This is a genomic window from Bradyrhizobium sp. SZCCHNR1098, from assembly GCF_032489375.1.
Classification (GTDB): domain Bacteria; phylum Pseudomonadota; class Alphaproteobacteria; order Rhizobiales; family Xanthobacteraceae; genus Bradyrhizobium.
Map to the genome: position 1 here is coordinate 300,014 of NZ_JAUEXY010000005.1, position 13,307 is coordinate 313,320.

General features: G+C 65.0%; 18 protein-coding genes and 1 tRNA gene. 12 read left to right on the forward strand and 7 right to left on the reverse strand.

The features are described 5' to 3' along the window. Nucleotides 1–38: 38 nt before the first annotated feature. Nucleotides 39–659, reverse strand: coding sequence for a LysE family translocator (locus QX135_RS14000; RefSeq protein WP_316181129.1), 621 nt, complete (start codon nt 657–659; stop codon nt 39–41). A 131-nt stretch (nt 660–790) separates the two neighbouring features. On the opposite strand from QX135_RS14000, the gene QX135_RS14005 reads away from it, so the two are divergent. From QX135_RS14005 to QX135_RS14015, 3 genes are read left to right on the forward strand one after another with little or no spacing between them, the layout of a single operon-like run. Further along, nucleotides 791–1,105, forward strand: coding sequence for a helix-turn-helix domain-containing protein (locus QX135_RS14005; protein WP_315754598.1), 315 nt, complete (start codon nt 791–793; stop codon nt 1,103–1,105). Beyond that, complete coding sequence (locus tag QX135_RS14010) at nt 1,098–1,559, forward strand: SRPBCC family protein (RefSeq protein ID WP_315736388.1); 462 nt, start codon at nt 1,098–1,100, stop codon at nt 1,557–1,559. The genes QX135_RS14005 and QX135_RS14010 overlap by 8 nt, the downstream gene beginning before the upstream one ends. A gap of 3 nt (nt 1,560–1,562) precedes the next feature. Then, nucleotides 1,563–2,075 carry an SRPBCC family protein gene (locus tag QX135_RS14015; RefSeq protein WP_316181126.1) on the forward strand — a complete coding sequence of 171 codons (513 nt, stop codon included), beginning with the start codon at nt 1,563–1,565 and terminating at the stop codon, nt 2,073–2,075. Between the two features lie 13 nt (nt 2,076–2,088). On the opposite strand, the gene QX135_RS14020 is transcribed toward QX135_RS14015, so the two are convergent. From QX135_RS14020 to QX135_RS14035, 4 genes are all read right to left on the reverse strand, one after another. Continuing rightward, nucleotides 2,089–2,511 (reverse strand): hypothetical protein, encoded by a 423-nt coding sequence (locus QX135_RS14020; protein ID WP_315754605.1) that lies wholly within the window; start codon nt 2,509–2,511, stop codon nt 2,089–2,091. Nucleotides 2,512–2,597: 86 nt separating this feature from the next. Then, entirely contained in the window at nt 2,598–3,374 is a 777-nt protein-coding gene (locus tag QX135_RS14025; RefSeq protein WP_315736385.1) for a DUF2189 domain-containing protein, read from the reverse strand. 283 nt (nt 3,375–3,657) lie between these two features. Next, nucleotides 3,658–5,265 (reverse strand): acyl-CoA synthetase, encoded by a 1,608-nt coding sequence (locus QX135_RS14030; protein WP_316181123.1) that lies wholly within the window; start codon nt 5,263–5,265, stop codon nt 3,658–3,660. A 172-nt stretch (nt 5,266–5,437) separates the two neighbouring features. Then, a complete protein-coding gene (locus QX135_RS14035) occupies nt 5,438–5,893 on the reverse strand; it encodes a GatB/YqeY domain-containing protein (RefSeq protein ID WP_315736383.1) in 456 nt (151 codons plus the stop codon). 181 nt (nt 5,894–6,074) lie between these two features. On the opposite strand from QX135_RS14035, the gene carA reads away from it, so the two are divergent. The 3 genes from carA (at nt 6,075) to QX135_RS14050 (ending at nt 8,519) form a co-directional block, all read left to right on the forward strand. Beyond that, nucleotides 6,075–7,271, forward strand: coding sequence for a glutamine-hydrolyzing carbamoyl-phosphate synthase small subunit (carA, locus tag QX135_RS14040; protein WP_316181121.1), 1,197 nt, complete (start codon nt 6,075–6,077; stop codon nt 7,269–7,271). A 147-nt stretch (nt 7,272–7,418) separates the two neighbouring features. Continuing rightward, entirely contained in the window at nt 7,419–7,910 is a 492-nt protein-coding gene (locus QX135_RS14045; protein WP_315777718.1) for a PaaI family thioesterase, read from the forward strand. 66 nt (nt 7,911–7,976) lie between these two features. Continuing rightward, a complete protein-coding gene (locus QX135_RS14050) occupies nt 7,977–8,519 on the forward strand; it encodes a cupin domain-containing protein (protein ID WP_316181119.1) in 543 nt (180 codons plus the stop codon). Here QX135_RS14050 and QX135_RS14055 read toward each other — a convergent pair whose 3' ends face one another. Then, entirely contained in the window at nt 8,520–8,846 is a 327-nt protein-coding gene (locus tag QX135_RS14055; RefSeq protein WP_315758820.1) for a metalloregulator ArsR/SmtB family transcription factor, read from the reverse strand. An 89-nt stretch (nt 8,847–8,935) separates the two neighbouring features. Here QX135_RS14055 and QX135_RS14060 point away from each other — a divergent pair, with 89 nt between their 5' ends. The 4 genes from QX135_RS14060 to QX135_RS14075 all read left to right on the forward strand — a co-directional run bounded on the left by QX135_RS14060 (nt 8,936) and on the right by QX135_RS14075 (nt 11,620). Further along, complete coding sequence (locus tag QX135_RS14060; RefSeq protein ID WP_315736379.1) at nt 8,936–9,358, forward strand: YeeE/YedE family protein; 423 nt, start codon at nt 8,936–8,938, stop codon at nt 9,356–9,358. Between the two features lie 6 nt (nt 9,359–9,364). Then, nucleotides 9,365–9,817, forward strand: a complete 453-nt coding sequence (locus tag QX135_RS14065) for a DUF6691 family protein (protein WP_315772349.1) — start codon at nt 9,365–9,367, stop codon at nt 9,815–9,817. A gap of 11 nt (nt 9,818–9,828) precedes the next feature. Then, nucleotides 9,829–10,722 (forward strand): MBL fold metallo-hydrolase, encoded by an 894-nt coding sequence (locus tag QX135_RS14070; protein WP_316181114.1) that lies wholly within the window; start codon nt 9,829–9,831, stop codon nt 10,720–10,722. A 103-nt stretch (nt 10,723–10,825) separates the two neighbouring features. Next, nucleotides 10,826–11,620: a sulfite exporter TauE/SafE family protein gene (locus QX135_RS14075; RefSeq protein WP_315736376.1), complete on the forward strand. Its 795-nt coding sequence runs from the start codon at nt 10,826–10,828 to the stop codon at nt 11,618–11,620. A 94-nt stretch (nt 11,621–11,714) separates the two neighbouring features. Here the strand turns inward: QX135_RS14075 and QX135_RS14080 are convergent, their stop codons facing one another. Continuing rightward, nucleotides 11,715–12,242 carry a DNA starvation/stationary phase protection protein gene (locus tag QX135_RS14080; protein ID WP_315717516.1) on the reverse strand — a complete coding sequence of 176 codons (528 nt, stop codon included), beginning with the start codon at nt 12,240–12,242 and terminating at the stop codon, nt 11,715–11,717. A 108-nt stretch (nt 12,243–12,350) separates the two neighbouring features. Here QX135_RS14080 and QX135_RS14085 point away from each other — a divergent pair, with 108 nt between their 5' ends. Both QX135_RS14085 and QX135_RS14090 read left to right on the forward strand, forming a co-directional pair. Then, nucleotides 12,351–13,055 (forward strand): class I SAM-dependent methyltransferase, encoded by a 705-nt coding sequence (locus tag QX135_RS14085; protein WP_315736374.1) that lies wholly within the window; start codon nt 12,351–12,353, stop codon nt 13,053–13,055. A gap of 107 nt (nt 13,056–13,162) precedes the next feature. Continuing rightward, nucleotides 13,163–13,239 (forward strand) — tRNA-OTHER (locus QX135_RS14090). The last annotated feature ends 68 nt before the right edge of the window (nt 13,240–13,307 follow it).

Here is a 13,307-nt window from a genome sequence, read left to right on the forward strand (position 1 = left end):
CAGCAGACGGCGATGCGGCCGCGGGGCCAAACGCGTGCTCACCGCGCTCGCGTCAGCGCCAGCCACACGCCGCCGCCGATCATGAAGCCGCCGGAGATGCGCGACACCAGCCGGGTCCGCCTGGCCGAGAACAGTTTTCGCGCACGGCCCGCGAGCAGCGCATAGATCGCGTCGGTGAGACCCGCAATCAACATGAAGGTGACGCCGAGCAAACCGACCTGCGGCACGTGATCCCGGCTCATGTCCATGAACTGCGGCAGGAACGCGCCGAAGAACACCATCACCTTCGGGTTCGAGAGCAGCACCAGCAGCCCCTGCAGGAAAAAGCCGCCGCGCGGCGGCGGTGGCGGCGCCTCGCCCGCAGAGATCCCCTCGATCGGCGAGCGGATGAGCTGAATGCCGAGCCACACCAGATAGGCCGCACCGATCAGCCGCACCCATTCGAACCAATAGCCCATCGTGGCCATCAGCGACGTCAGGCCGACGGCGACGATGCCGATCGCGATCGTCAGCCCGGTCTGCACGCCGGCGATATTGATGAGCGCGGCGCGGGTCCCGTGGCGCAGACCGTTGGCGATCAGCAGCGTAACGACGGGACCCGGCAGCAGCGCGAGCCCGATACAGGCGGCGACGAAGGCGAGATAGACTTGCAGGGACATGAGGCGCCTCGATGCGAATGAGGCGCTCACTAATGCACGAGATGTCTGCTGAGGGAAGCCTGCTTGTCCTCGCGCGATCCACACCGCAGCGCTCTTGACACGCAACCATTTGGTTGCCTATTCTTTCTCACATGGATGATGTCTTCAAGGCGCTTGCGGACGGCTCACGACGCGCCCTGCTCGACAGGCTCCACGCGCGGAACGGGCAAACCCTGACCGAGCTCTGCGACGGCCTCGCGATGACGCGACAGGCCGTGACCAAGCACCTTGCCATTCTGGAAGCGGCCAATCTGGTCGCGACCATCCGGCATGGCCGCGAGAAGCTGCACTATCTCAATCCAGTGCCGATCCATCACATCGGGGAGCGCTGGATCAGGAAATTCGAGCGCGGCAAGCTCGCCGCGCTCAGCGAGTTGAAGCGGCAATTGGAGGAGCGCGATGAGTAAGCCCGAATTCGTCTACGTCACGTATATCGCGACGACGCCCGAGAAATTGTGGGAAGCGCTGACATCAAACGAATTCGCGAAGCGCTACTGGTTCGGCACCGAACTGCATTCCGATTGGCGCGTCGGCTCGCCGTTCACGCTGGTGACCGACGGGATGACGACGGATGTCGGCCAGATTCTGGAGTTCGATCCGCCACGCCGGCTCTCCTACACTTTCCAGCACGTCCTGAAAGACGAGTTTCGCAACGAGCAGCCGACCAAGGTCGTATTCGCGATCGAACAGCACGGCAACTCCGTCAAGCTGACCCTGACGCATGAAGGCTTCGAAGGAGCGGGGAGATTGCTCGATGCGGTTTCCAACGGCTGGCCCGCGATCCTGTCCGGCCTAAAAAGTCTGCTGGAGACCGGAACGGCGCTGGCGATCCCGATGTCAGCGCTCGGCAAAGGAGTCTGAGCGATGGATCTTGCAAAGTTCAGGCCCGCCACCGTCTACACGATCTACATCGCCGCCAGCCCTAAGAGGGTGTGGCAGGCGCTGACCTCGGCCGAGTTCAGCCGGCAATATTTCTTCGGCTTCGCGGTTGAAGCCGAGCTGAGGGCGGGTGGCGCCTTCATCGTGCGCGCGCCGGACGGCTCCGAACACATCAGCGGCCAGGTGATCGTCTGCGAGCCGCCGCACCGGCTGATCGTCACGTGGGACGTCAACTGGCCCGGCCTCGTCGAGGCACTGGGCCGCACGCTCGTGACCTATGAGATCGAACCGGCCGGCGACGCCGTCCGTCTCACGATGACTGAAGCGCACGAGCGGCCGCTCTCCGACGACATCCTGTCCGGCGGACGCCAGGGCTGGCCGGCCATCCTGTCGAGCCTCAAGAGCGTGCTCGAGACCGGCAAGCCGCTCGCGGTGAAGATGACACCGCCGACGCGCATGCTGGCGGCCCTGAAGGCGATGGGGATTGCAGTGCCTTAAACGACAAGGCCTGCTACGACACCGCGGCGATCTGTGGGATGCTGGCGAGGACGGCGCCGACCTGGACCGCATTGCTCAGCATGCCACCCCAATGCAGCCAGCGCAGCCGACGCACGGCCGTCGCATCGCCGGAATCCCTGTCGCGGATGCGCGCGTCCATCTGCCGCAGAAACCAGCGGCGCGAGACCAGCGCGAACGCCGCGATCAGGCCAATGCCCAGCCCCAGAACGGGGCGGCCGTCGGCCAGCACGGCGAGCGCGCCGATGCCGCCAGCGATCGAAAGCGCCACGAAGTAGGAGTCGAACATGCCGCGCAGGAGCCGGGTGACCGGCACGATGTCGAGCCGCACCAGCAGGAACGCCGGCGCGGCCAGCAGCAGATAGAACATCGGCAGCAATAGGACGATCGCGGCAAACAAGGCGACGTTATCCGGCATCATCCTTCTCCGACATTGGGACCGGCCGACCATTGGCGAGCCGCGGTTCGAACCAAACCCGTGCGATCGTCGCGGCAGTCCTGGCCTTACGCCGGAGCTACGATCCGGCGGTACAGATGCCAGCTCGCATGGCCCAGCACCGGCACCGTGACCAGCAGCCCCAGGAAGTACGGCAATGCCGAGATGATCAGCAGCACGGTGATGACGGCGGCCCAGCCGATCATCGGGCCGGGACTGGTCACGACCGCGCGCACGCTGGTGATCATCGCCGTCACGAAATCGACGTCGCGCTCCAGCAGCAGCGGAAACGATACGACCGTGAGCGAGAACAGCACCAGCGACAGGGCGGCGCCGTCGAGATTGCCGATCGCCAGGAAGAGCAGACCCTCGTTGGTCGTCAGCACCACGGTCATGAACTCCTTGATGCTGGAGAACGAGGCATTGAGCCCGAGCAGCAGCGCGATCAGGAGGCGCACCTGGTACATCCAGATAATGAAGAAAAATAGCGTCACGAACGCCATCCAGGCAATCTCGCCGCGTGACGTGATCGTGCGCCAGATCGCGCCATAGGTGATCGGCTGGCCGAGCTCGCGGCGGCGACTGACCTCGTAGAGACCGATCGCGACGAACGGGCCGATCAGCGCAAAGCCCGCGGCCAGCGGATAGGCCAGGTAGACCATACCGAACGCGGTGACGCACAGCACGATGCTGATGCCGCCGAGCACGTAGATCAGCCCGAAAGCAAGGCCGAACATGGGCTGAGCCTGAAAATCACGGAGGCCTTGCGTCAAGGCTTCGGCGATATCGGCCGTCGTGATGCGGCGCACCACGGGATCGGATCGTCCCGAGACGGATGCGGTCATCGGCGTACCCTCCTGACTGTTCTTGTTGGCGATGATGCTAACAGCGGTAGGGCGAGGATTTCAATTTCAACTTGTAGGCAGCGGACAGGGTCTAAGCCGTGGCGTCCCGTGAGGCGAGATGCGAAGCCGCGCGGCGCCGCAGGTCCTCTCCCCCGTCCTTACCGGGCGAGAGCTGGGATCAGGCGCGGCCACATCCGACGCATGTTGTTGGACTCGTGCTCGTCACCAAGCGGGGGAAGCCTCGCAAGCCGCGCCATCGGGCTCGCACGGCAGCAAGCTCGCCCTACCCCCGCGCCCGCAACTCGCGCCTCAGCACCTTGCCGGTCGCCGTCATCGGCAGGGTGTCGGTGAATTCAACGTGGCGCGGGTATTCGTGCGCAGCGAGCTTGACCTTGACGAAGTCCTGGATGTCTCGCGACAGAGTGTCATTTGCAACGAAGCCGGGCCGCAGCACGATCCACGCCTTGATGGCCTCGGTGCGCACCGGGTCGGGAATGCCGACGACGGCCGCCAGCGCGACTGCCGGGTGCTTGAGCAGCGTGTCCTCGATCTCGGCCGGGCCGATGCGATAGCCGGCCGAGGTGATGACGTCGTCCTCGCGGCTCGCATACCAGAAATAGCCGTCGTCATCCTGGGTGCCGAGATCGCCGGTCAGCAGCACGTCACGAGCGAACTTCTTCTGCGTCGCCTCCGGATTGCGCCAGTATTCGATCATGGTACAGGGATTGGGCTGGCGCACGCCGATGATGCCCCTCTCTCCGCGCGGCAGCTCCTCGCCCTTGTCGTTCACGATCAGAACCTGGAAGCCCGGCGTCGCCTTGCCCATCGAGCCCGGCCGGATCGGAAACAGCCTCGCATTGTTGCCGACGACGAGATTGCATTCGGTCTGGCCGTAGATCTCGTGCGCATCGATGCCGAAGATCGCGCGCACCCAGTCGAGCAGCTCGGCGCCGAGCGACTCGCCGCCGGTGAGGATGCTGCGCAGCTTGACGCCCTCGTGCTTGACATTGGCCTGGCGCATCAACTTCAGCGCGGTCGGGGGCAGGAACACGTTGCGGACGGCGTAGTCCGCCATCAGTTGCATTGCGGCCTGCGGCTCGAATTTCCTGGCGCGATAACCGATCACCGGGATCGCGTGATACCATGCGGGAAACAGCGCGTCGAACAGGCCGCCGATCCACGCCCAATCCGCCGGCGTCCACATGACGTCGCCGGGCTTCGGCAGGAAGCCGTGCACCATCTCGACATTGGGCAGGTGGCCGAGCAGTACGCGATGGGCGTGCAGCGCGCCCTTGGGATTTCCGGTCGTACCCGAGGTGTAGATGATGATGGCAGGGTCGTCGCTCGACGTGGCGACGGTCGGGAATTGATCCGAGGCGCGCTCCAGCGTCGGCCAGAAGGCTCGGGCGCCGAGGCCGTCGCCGTCAGTGACATAGATCGTCTTGAGTTCCGGCAGGTGGTCGCGAATGCGCGCAAGCTTCGCAAGGCCCGTGGCGTCGGTGACGACGACCTTGGCGCCGGAATTCTGCAGCCGGAATTGCAGCGCGTCCTCGCCGAACAGCGTGAACAGCGGCACCGAGACGAGACCGGCGCGGAACGCCGCCAGATGGACGATCGGCAGCTCCAGCGACTGCGACAGGAACACCGCGACGCGGTCGCCCTGCGCGAGACCATCGGCCTTCAATACGTTGGCGAAGCGACAGGAGTAATCGCGCAGCTCATCGAATGAGACGCGCCGGGCGGCGCCGTCCTCCTCGACGACGATCAGCGCGAGGCGGGCGCAGCCGTCGGCGTGGCGATCGCAGGTCGCGACTGCGATGTTGAACTGCGCCGGGATGTCCCAGCGGAAGTCGCGAGTGAGCTGGTCGTAGTCGGACGTTTCCTTGAGCATTGTTCTCTCCGTCATGGCCGGGCGAAGACCCGCCTGCGGGGCCGAAGCCCCTTCGGCGCGGCGACGGCCCGGCCATCCACGTCTTTAACTCTTGATGATAGTCTTAAAGACGTGGATGCCCGGGACAAGCCCGGGCATGACGATTTGGGGATGGCTCGGCGCTTCGCGCGGCCTAGCCCGACAGCGCCGCCTTCACCAGTGCGCTCGCCTTGGCAAAATCCATCTGTCCCGTGTACTTCGCCTTCAGCACGCCGATCACCTTGCCCATGTCCTTCATGCCGGCGGCGCCGGTCTCAGCGACGGCGGAGGAGATGGCCGACTTCACCTCATCGTCGCTCATCTGCTTCGGCAGATAGGCCGAGATGACCGCGATCTCCTCGCGCTCGCCCGCGGCGAGCTCGGCGCGGCCGCCCTTTTCATACAGCTCGACCGACTCCTGACGCTGCTTGATCATCTTCTGCAGCACCGCGAGCACGTCGGCGTCGGTCAAGGGCGGCTTGCCTTCGCCGCGCGCCGCGATGTCGGCATTCTTCAAGGTCGAGTTCACCATGCGAAGGGTGGACAGCTTGCGCTCGTCCTTGGCCTTCATCGCCTCCTTGACCGCATTGTTGATGTCGTCACGCAGCATGATCTCGCCCTCTCAAAATCCATTGGCGCTGGTCTAGGCGGTTCGCCCACCCGAAACAACACGGTTCCGCATCCGTTCCGGTCGGATGCCTCGAAACTCCAGTCAAATTGACCGATATCGCGTGTGAATCGGCCGCTTCCCGCTTTGACGCCGCGCGCCAGGGGCACTATGTAGAGGTCTCATGACACACATCGATACTGACGCCGCCTGGCCGGACCATAAACCGACCGCGCTCCTCGTGCTCGCCGACGGCACGGTGCTGGAAGGCTACGGCCTCGGCGCCGAAGGCCACGCCGCGGGCGAGGTCTGCTTCAACACCGCAATGACCGGCTACGAGGAGATCCTCACCGATCCGTCCTATGCCGGCCAGCTCATCACCTTCACTTTCCCGCATATCGGCAATGTCGGCACCAACGACGAGGATATCGAGACGGTGAACATGGCGGCGACGCCGGGCGCGCGCGGGGTGATCCTGCGCACCGCGATCACCGACCCCTCAAATTATCGCGCGACGCGCCATCTCGACCAGTGGCTGCGCGCGCGCGGCATCATCGGGCTGTCCGGCATCGACACAAGGGCGCTGACTGCGCTGATCCGCTCCAAGGGCATGCCGAACGCCGTGATCGCGCATGCCAGGGACGGCAATTTCGACCTCGGCGCCCTAAAGAAGGAAGCGCGCGAGTGGCCGGGGCTGGAGGGCATGGACCTGGTGCCGATGGTGACCTCCGCCCAGCGCTTCACCTGGGACGAGACCCCCTGGGTGTGGAACGTGGGTTTCGGCCAACAGACCAATCCGGAATTCAACGTCGTCGCGATCGACTACGGCATCAAGCGCAACATCCTGCGCCTGCTCGCCGGCGTCGGCTGCAAGGTGACCGTGGTGCCGGCCACGACGTCCGCCGAGGACATCCTCGCGATGAAGCCGGACGGCGTGTTCCTGTCGAACGGACCGGGTGATCCCGCGGCGACCGGCAAATATGCCGTGCCGGTCATTCAGCAAGTGATTTCGTCGGGCACGCCGACCTTCGGCATCTGCCTCGGCCATCAGATGCTCGGGCTTGCGGTCGGCGCCAAGACCAAGAAGATGCATCAGGGCCATCACGGCGCCAATCATCCGGTCAAGGACGAGACCACCGGCAAGGTCGAGATCACCTCGATGAACCATGGCTTCGCGGTCGACCAGGACACGCTGCCATCGGGCGCGACGCAGACCCACATCTCGCTGTTCGACGGCTCGAATTGCGGCATCCAGCTCGAGGGCAAGCCGGTGTTCTCCGTGCAGTACCACCCGGAAGCGTCGCCCGGCCCGCGCGACTCGCACTATCTGTTTCAGCGCTTCGCCGAGCTGATGCGCGAGAAGAAGCGCAGCGCGGCCTGAGGTCGGCAGCTGGACACGATTCGAAATGCCCGGGCTGGTCCCGGGCATTTTTCTGTCCGCAATCTTGTGATCGCCGGCATCTGTTTTGCCCTCGATCTTTTCGCACCACATTCATATGATGATCATCATACATTGGAGATCGACGATATGAGCGAGACGGATTCGCGCGCTGAATTCGGCGTGGTGCCCCTGGCGGCGCTGGCCTCGATGCCCGGGCTCGATTTCGTGCGCGGCATCTTTGCCGGGACTTTGCCGCAGCCGCCGATCATGCAGACGGTCGCGCCGTTCGACTGCAGCGCCGAGCCCGGCCAGGTCGTCATGCACAGCGTGCCGGCCTTGCGGCATTATAATCCGATCGGTTCGGTGCATGGCGGCTACGCCGCGATCCTGCTGGATTCCGCGATGGGGCTCGCCGTCCACACGATGTGCCCGCAGGGCAGCGGTTACACCACGCTGGAATTCAAGGTCTCCTTCATCAAGGCAATGACCGAGGCCACCGGCATCGTGAGAACGGAGGGCAGGACGCTATCGTTCGGACGCCGCGCCGCGACCGCCGAGGCACGCATCGTCGATTCGCAAGAACGCCTGCTGGCGCATGCCACCACGACTTGCCTGGTATTCGAACTGCCCAAGGTGTGAGCTGGAACGGCGGCCGCGCGGGCCGGTTGATAGGGCGAGGCCCCATCCGTTTGTTCCGAGGTCGCCATGCCTGCCGCCCCCTCGCCCCGCGTCAAGTCGATCGAACCGCTCAGCATCGTGTTCGCGGATGACGGCTTGGTGCCCAATAATCCGATGCCGTTCCTGGTCTACAAGGCCGTCATCGATCTGGACGGCGCCGATCCGGCGGCCGACATCGAGGGCGTGTTCGCCGCCAATGGCTGGGGCGACATGTGGCGCAACGGCGTCTACGACTATGTGCACTATCATGCGACCGTGCATGAGGCGCTGGGTGTCGCCGGCGGAACGGCGCGGGTCCGCTTCGGCGGCGATCAGGGCCAGGAGCTGGAGCTCAGGCCCGGCGACGTCGCCATCCTGCCGGCCGGCACTGGGCATCAATGCATCGCTGCCAGCAGCGATTTCTGCATCGTCGGCGCCTATCCGCCCGGACCGAAGATGCAGGTCACGCGGCCGACGCCGGAGAACCACGCGCGCGCATTGAAGACGATTCCGGAGGTGCCGCTGCCCGCGACCGATCCCGTGCTCGGCGCGGGTGGCCCACTCACGCGCCTGTGGCAGCAGGCGCGCTGATCAGGCGCAATACAGCCGATACAGCGTCTGCAGTATCTCGCGGACCTCGCGGCTCGCCAGCCGATAGTAGATGGTCTGGCCATCGCGCCGGGTGGCGACGAGATCGAGCGCGCGCATCTTGGCGAGATGCTGCGACAGCGCCGCCTGTCGCAACCCGACCTGCTCGGCGAGATCGCCGACTGCGCGCTCGCCGTCGATGAGGTTGCAGAGCACCATGAGGCGCTTCGAATTCGCCATGGCAGCGAGCAGGCCGGCCGCCTCCTCCGCCTTGTCGTCGAGCGCCGCCACCATGGTCTCGCGGGTTTTGCGCCTGGCCTGTGTTGTCATCATTGTTACTTCTTCAATTTCGTATATATGCAATAATGCACATGACAGCCGATTGCAACATGCGCCCGACGAGGGAATCAAGGGACGATATGATCACGGAGTATACAGCGGTCACGGCGCTCGCAGGCGGCGCCCTCATCGGCGCTGCAGCCGTCATGCTGATGGGCCTGACCGGCCGCATCGCCGGCGTCAGCGGCATTGCCGCGCGGCTGCTGCCGCCCTGGGACGGCGCGCTCGCTGGCCGGCTCGCCTTCATAGGCGGGCTGGTCGCGGCCGCCCTTGCAGTCCGCATCGTCAGCGGGAGCCTGCCGCCGCTGAAGCTGGAGGTCGGTCCGATCGATATGGTTGCAGCCGGGCTGCTGGTCGGCTTCGGGGCGGTCTGGGGCAACGGCTGCACCTCGGGTCATGGCGTCTGCGGCATCGCCAGCCTGTCGCCGCGCTCGATCGTCGCCACGCTGATATTCATGGCCACCGCGGTCGCGACCACCTTCCTCGTTCGCCACGTGCTGTGAGACGCCATGATCATCTTCATCCAGTTCATCGTCGGCCTCGTCTTCGGTCTCGGGTTGCTGCTCTCAGGCATGTCCAATCCGGAGAAGGTGCTCAACTTTCTCGATGTCGCGGCGATCCGCTCCGGCGGCTGGGATCCGAGCCTGATCCTCGTGATGGCTGGAGCGGTCGGGGTCACCTTCGCCGGCTTTCGATTGGTTTTCCGGCGCCGGCGTCCCGTCCTCGGTGACCAATTCCACCTGCCATCCTCGCAGACGCTGGATTGGCGGATCGCAACCGGCCCTGCCGTCTTTGGCATCGGCTGGGGCCTCGCCGGCATCTGCCCGGGCCCGGCCTTCGTGGCGCTCGGCTACGGCTCGCCTGCCATCGTCCTGTTCGTCACGGCCATGATGATCGGAATGGCCGCAGCCCGCATGCTCGCGAGCCGCCGGCCCTCGCTCGCCGCGGTCGCTTCAGAATGAGGGAGGCTTGAATGTCCGGCATTCCACATCCGGTCGACCTGTCGGTGAAACCCGAGGTCACACCGTTCTTCGATCCCGCCACCAACACCGTCAGCTACGTGGTCAAGGACCCAGGCTCGCGGGCCTGCGCCGTGATCGATTCGGTCATGGACATCGACTATGCCTCGGGTCGCATCGCGCCCCATTCCGCCGACAAGATCATTCGCCTGATCGAGGATCGCGGCTGGCAACTGGACTGGCTGATCGAGACCCATGTCCATGCCGACCATCTGTCGGCGGCGCCCTACATCCAGTCAAGGCTGGGCGGCAGGATCGGCATCGGCGCCAATATCAGGATGGTGCAGGAGACGTTCGGAAAGATCTTCAACGAAGGCACCGAGTTTCAGCGCGACGGCAGCCAGTTCGACCGCCTGTTCCATGATGGCGATACCTACCGGATCGGCGCAATGACTGCCTTCGCCATGCATACGCCGGGGCACACACCGGCCTGCATGACTCATGTAATCGGAGACGCCGCCTTCGTCGGCGATACGCTATTCATGCCGGACGGCGGCTCGGCACGCGCCGACTTTCCTGGCGGCGACGCCCGCACCCTGTATCGCTCGATCCGCCGGGTGCTGGAGCTGCCTGACGCGACGCGGCTGTTCATGTGCCACGACTACGGTCCAAACGGCCGCGACATCCGCTGGGAAACGACGGTGGCCGAGCAGCGCGCGCACAACATCCACGTCCGCGACGGCATCACCGAGGATCAGTTCGTCGCCGCCCGCGAGGCGCGCGACCGCACCTTGGACATGCCCAAGCTGATCATCCCCTCGTTGCAGGTGAACATGAAGGCGGGACGGCTGCCGACGCCCGATCAGGACGGCCGGCGCTTCCTGAAAGTGCCGCTCAACGCGCTCTAAGTCACCCCCGCCCCGCCGAGCACGCGGCAGACGTCGCGGCTCGGCTTTCCCATTTGGCAGCGTCCGCGCACCGGCGCGGCATGCCACTCCGGAGCATCACAGGATGACGCTGTCCGCTGCCGAGCTTGCGCTCGGCTCGCTGTCCGGCTCTTTCGTCGGATTCACGCTCGGCCTGATCGGCGGGGGCGGATCGGTGCTGGCCGTGCCGCTCATGGTGTATCTGGTGGGCGTCGGCAATCCCCACGTGGCGATCGGCACGAGCGCGGTCGCCGTGGCGATCAACGCGGCGGCCAATCTCGCCAATCATGCCCGCTCTGGAAACGTCAAATGGCGTTGCGCGCTGGTGTTTGCTGCAACGGGCGTGGTCGGCGCCTTCGCGGGCTCGACGCTCGGCAAGATGGTTGACGGCCAGAAGCTGCTGCTGCTGTTCGCCCTGGTCATGATCGTGATCGGCCTCTTGATGCTGCGCAAGCGCGGCACGGACAGCCAGCTGGACGTCAAGCTTTCACGCGACAATCTGTTGCCGCTAGTGGCATTCGGCTTCGGCACGGGAATGCTGTCCGGCTTCTTCGGCATCGGCGGCGGTTTCCTGATCGTTCCGGCTCTGATGTTTGCGACAGGCATGCCGATCCTCTACGCGATCGGCTCCTCGCTCGTGTCCGTCACGGCGTTCGGACTGACGACCGCAGCAAACTACGCGCTGTCGGGACTGGTCGACTGGGCGCTGGCGGCGACCTTTCTCGTCGCCGGCATCGCCGGTGGCCTGGTCGGTGCGAAGCTGGCCGCTCGCCTGTCCAGTACGCGCGGCACCCTGAACAAGGTGTTTGCCACCGTGGTGTTCGTGGTGGCGGCTTACATGATCTATCGGAGTTGGTCGGCACTCGGCCACTCCGGATAGTGCGGCGTGGATATGAGCCGGAGCCAGCATCGAGGCCGGACGGGCGCCCCACGTCCTCGCAGCGCGCCCGGAGCTCAACTCAACGCGGGCCCGCTTATGCCGCGTTGCTGCCTTCCTGGCGGCTCGCTTCGAACAAGAACCAGGTGCGGCGTTCGGTCTCGTCGATGAAGGTCTCCAGCAATCCCGCGGTGGCCGGATCGTCATTGTCGTCGCACAGCCCGTGCGCCTTCCGCATCGCAGCCGCGACGTGCTTGTTGTCCTCCATCAACTCCCGCAGCATCTCGCGCGGCGGCACATACTCCTCGTTGTTGTCCTTGATGGTCTGCAGCTTGCTGATCTGGCTGATCGATTTCAGCGTCGTGCCGCCGAGCTTCCGCACCCGCTCGGCCAGTTGGTCCGTGGTGGCAAAGATCGCGTCCGACTGCTCGTCCAGCATCTCATGGTAGTCATGGAAATGCCGTCCGCTGACGTGCCAGTGGAAGTTCTTGGTCTTCAGATAGAGCGCAAAGGCGTCGGCAAGCAGCGTGTTCAAAGCTGTCGAGATCTTGTTTACGGCGTCCGGCGACAGATCGGTCGGGGTATCGAGCTCGGGGGCGGTCTTGTCGGTCTTTGCTTTACTCACGGCCTAACCTTCCTGTTAGAAGCAGCGATGGACACGGGTGATCGGACCCGTTAACGCTCGCTGACCCCTCCAGTTCCGATCAAGGAACTGTGTTTGCCGGAACACGCCATGGACGACTGGATCGACTATTACGATTCCACGCACACGATCTATGCGAGCAAGCTGCATCGCGACCTGCACTTCCAGGGGATTGCCCGCGACATCGTCGGGTATATTCCCTCGCCCGACGCGGTCGTTCTCGACTATTCCTGCGGAGAGGCCTTATCGGCCGCCAAGGTCGCCGACGCATGCATGACGCTGATCCTGGCCGAGCCGGCGCCGGGCGTGCGCGGCCGGTTGATCGCGCGTTTCGCGCCCAACACCAAGATCCGCGTGCGCTCGCTGGACGAGCTGCGCAACATGCAGGAAGGCTCGATCGACCTCGTCGTCATGAACTCCGTGGCGCAGTACATGAGCGAGGCGGAATTCGACGCGGCCCTGGCCGTGATCAGGCGGCTGCTGAAGCCGTCGGGAAAGTTCATTCTCGGCGACGTCCTTCGTCCGGACGTTGGCATGGGCCGTGACGTGCTCGCGCTGCTGATGTTCGCCGCACGGGACGGCTTCCTCAAGGATGCCCTGGTCGGGCTGGTCGCCACGGCGCTGTCGGATTACCGGCAACTGCGCACCAAGGTCGGCCTGCAGCACTACAGCGAGGCCGAGATCCTGGCGAGACTGAAGAAGGCCGACCTCAGCGCCGTCCGGGCGCCCAAGAATATCGGCCACAATCCCTGGCGGATGACCTTCGTGGCTCGGCCGATGACGGGAACCGGGTGACCGCGTGGGCCGACCAGCCGGCCGCAACTGCCAACATCAAGCAACTGGATTAGGGTTAACTGAAATACGGGCTGGCTCACGCGGCCGTGAGAGGTAAGATCACCCTTGGCCCGGTGGCGGAAGCTACGACGCGAAGAGCGGTGCAACGCTCTTGAACCTGGTTCAAGTCCAGGCCGGGCCTCCAGCCTTCGCTGCTGCGCAGCTTCGGCTCGGCGAGCCAGCGACGGCAGGGCGCCCCTCCGCCCCTCCCCG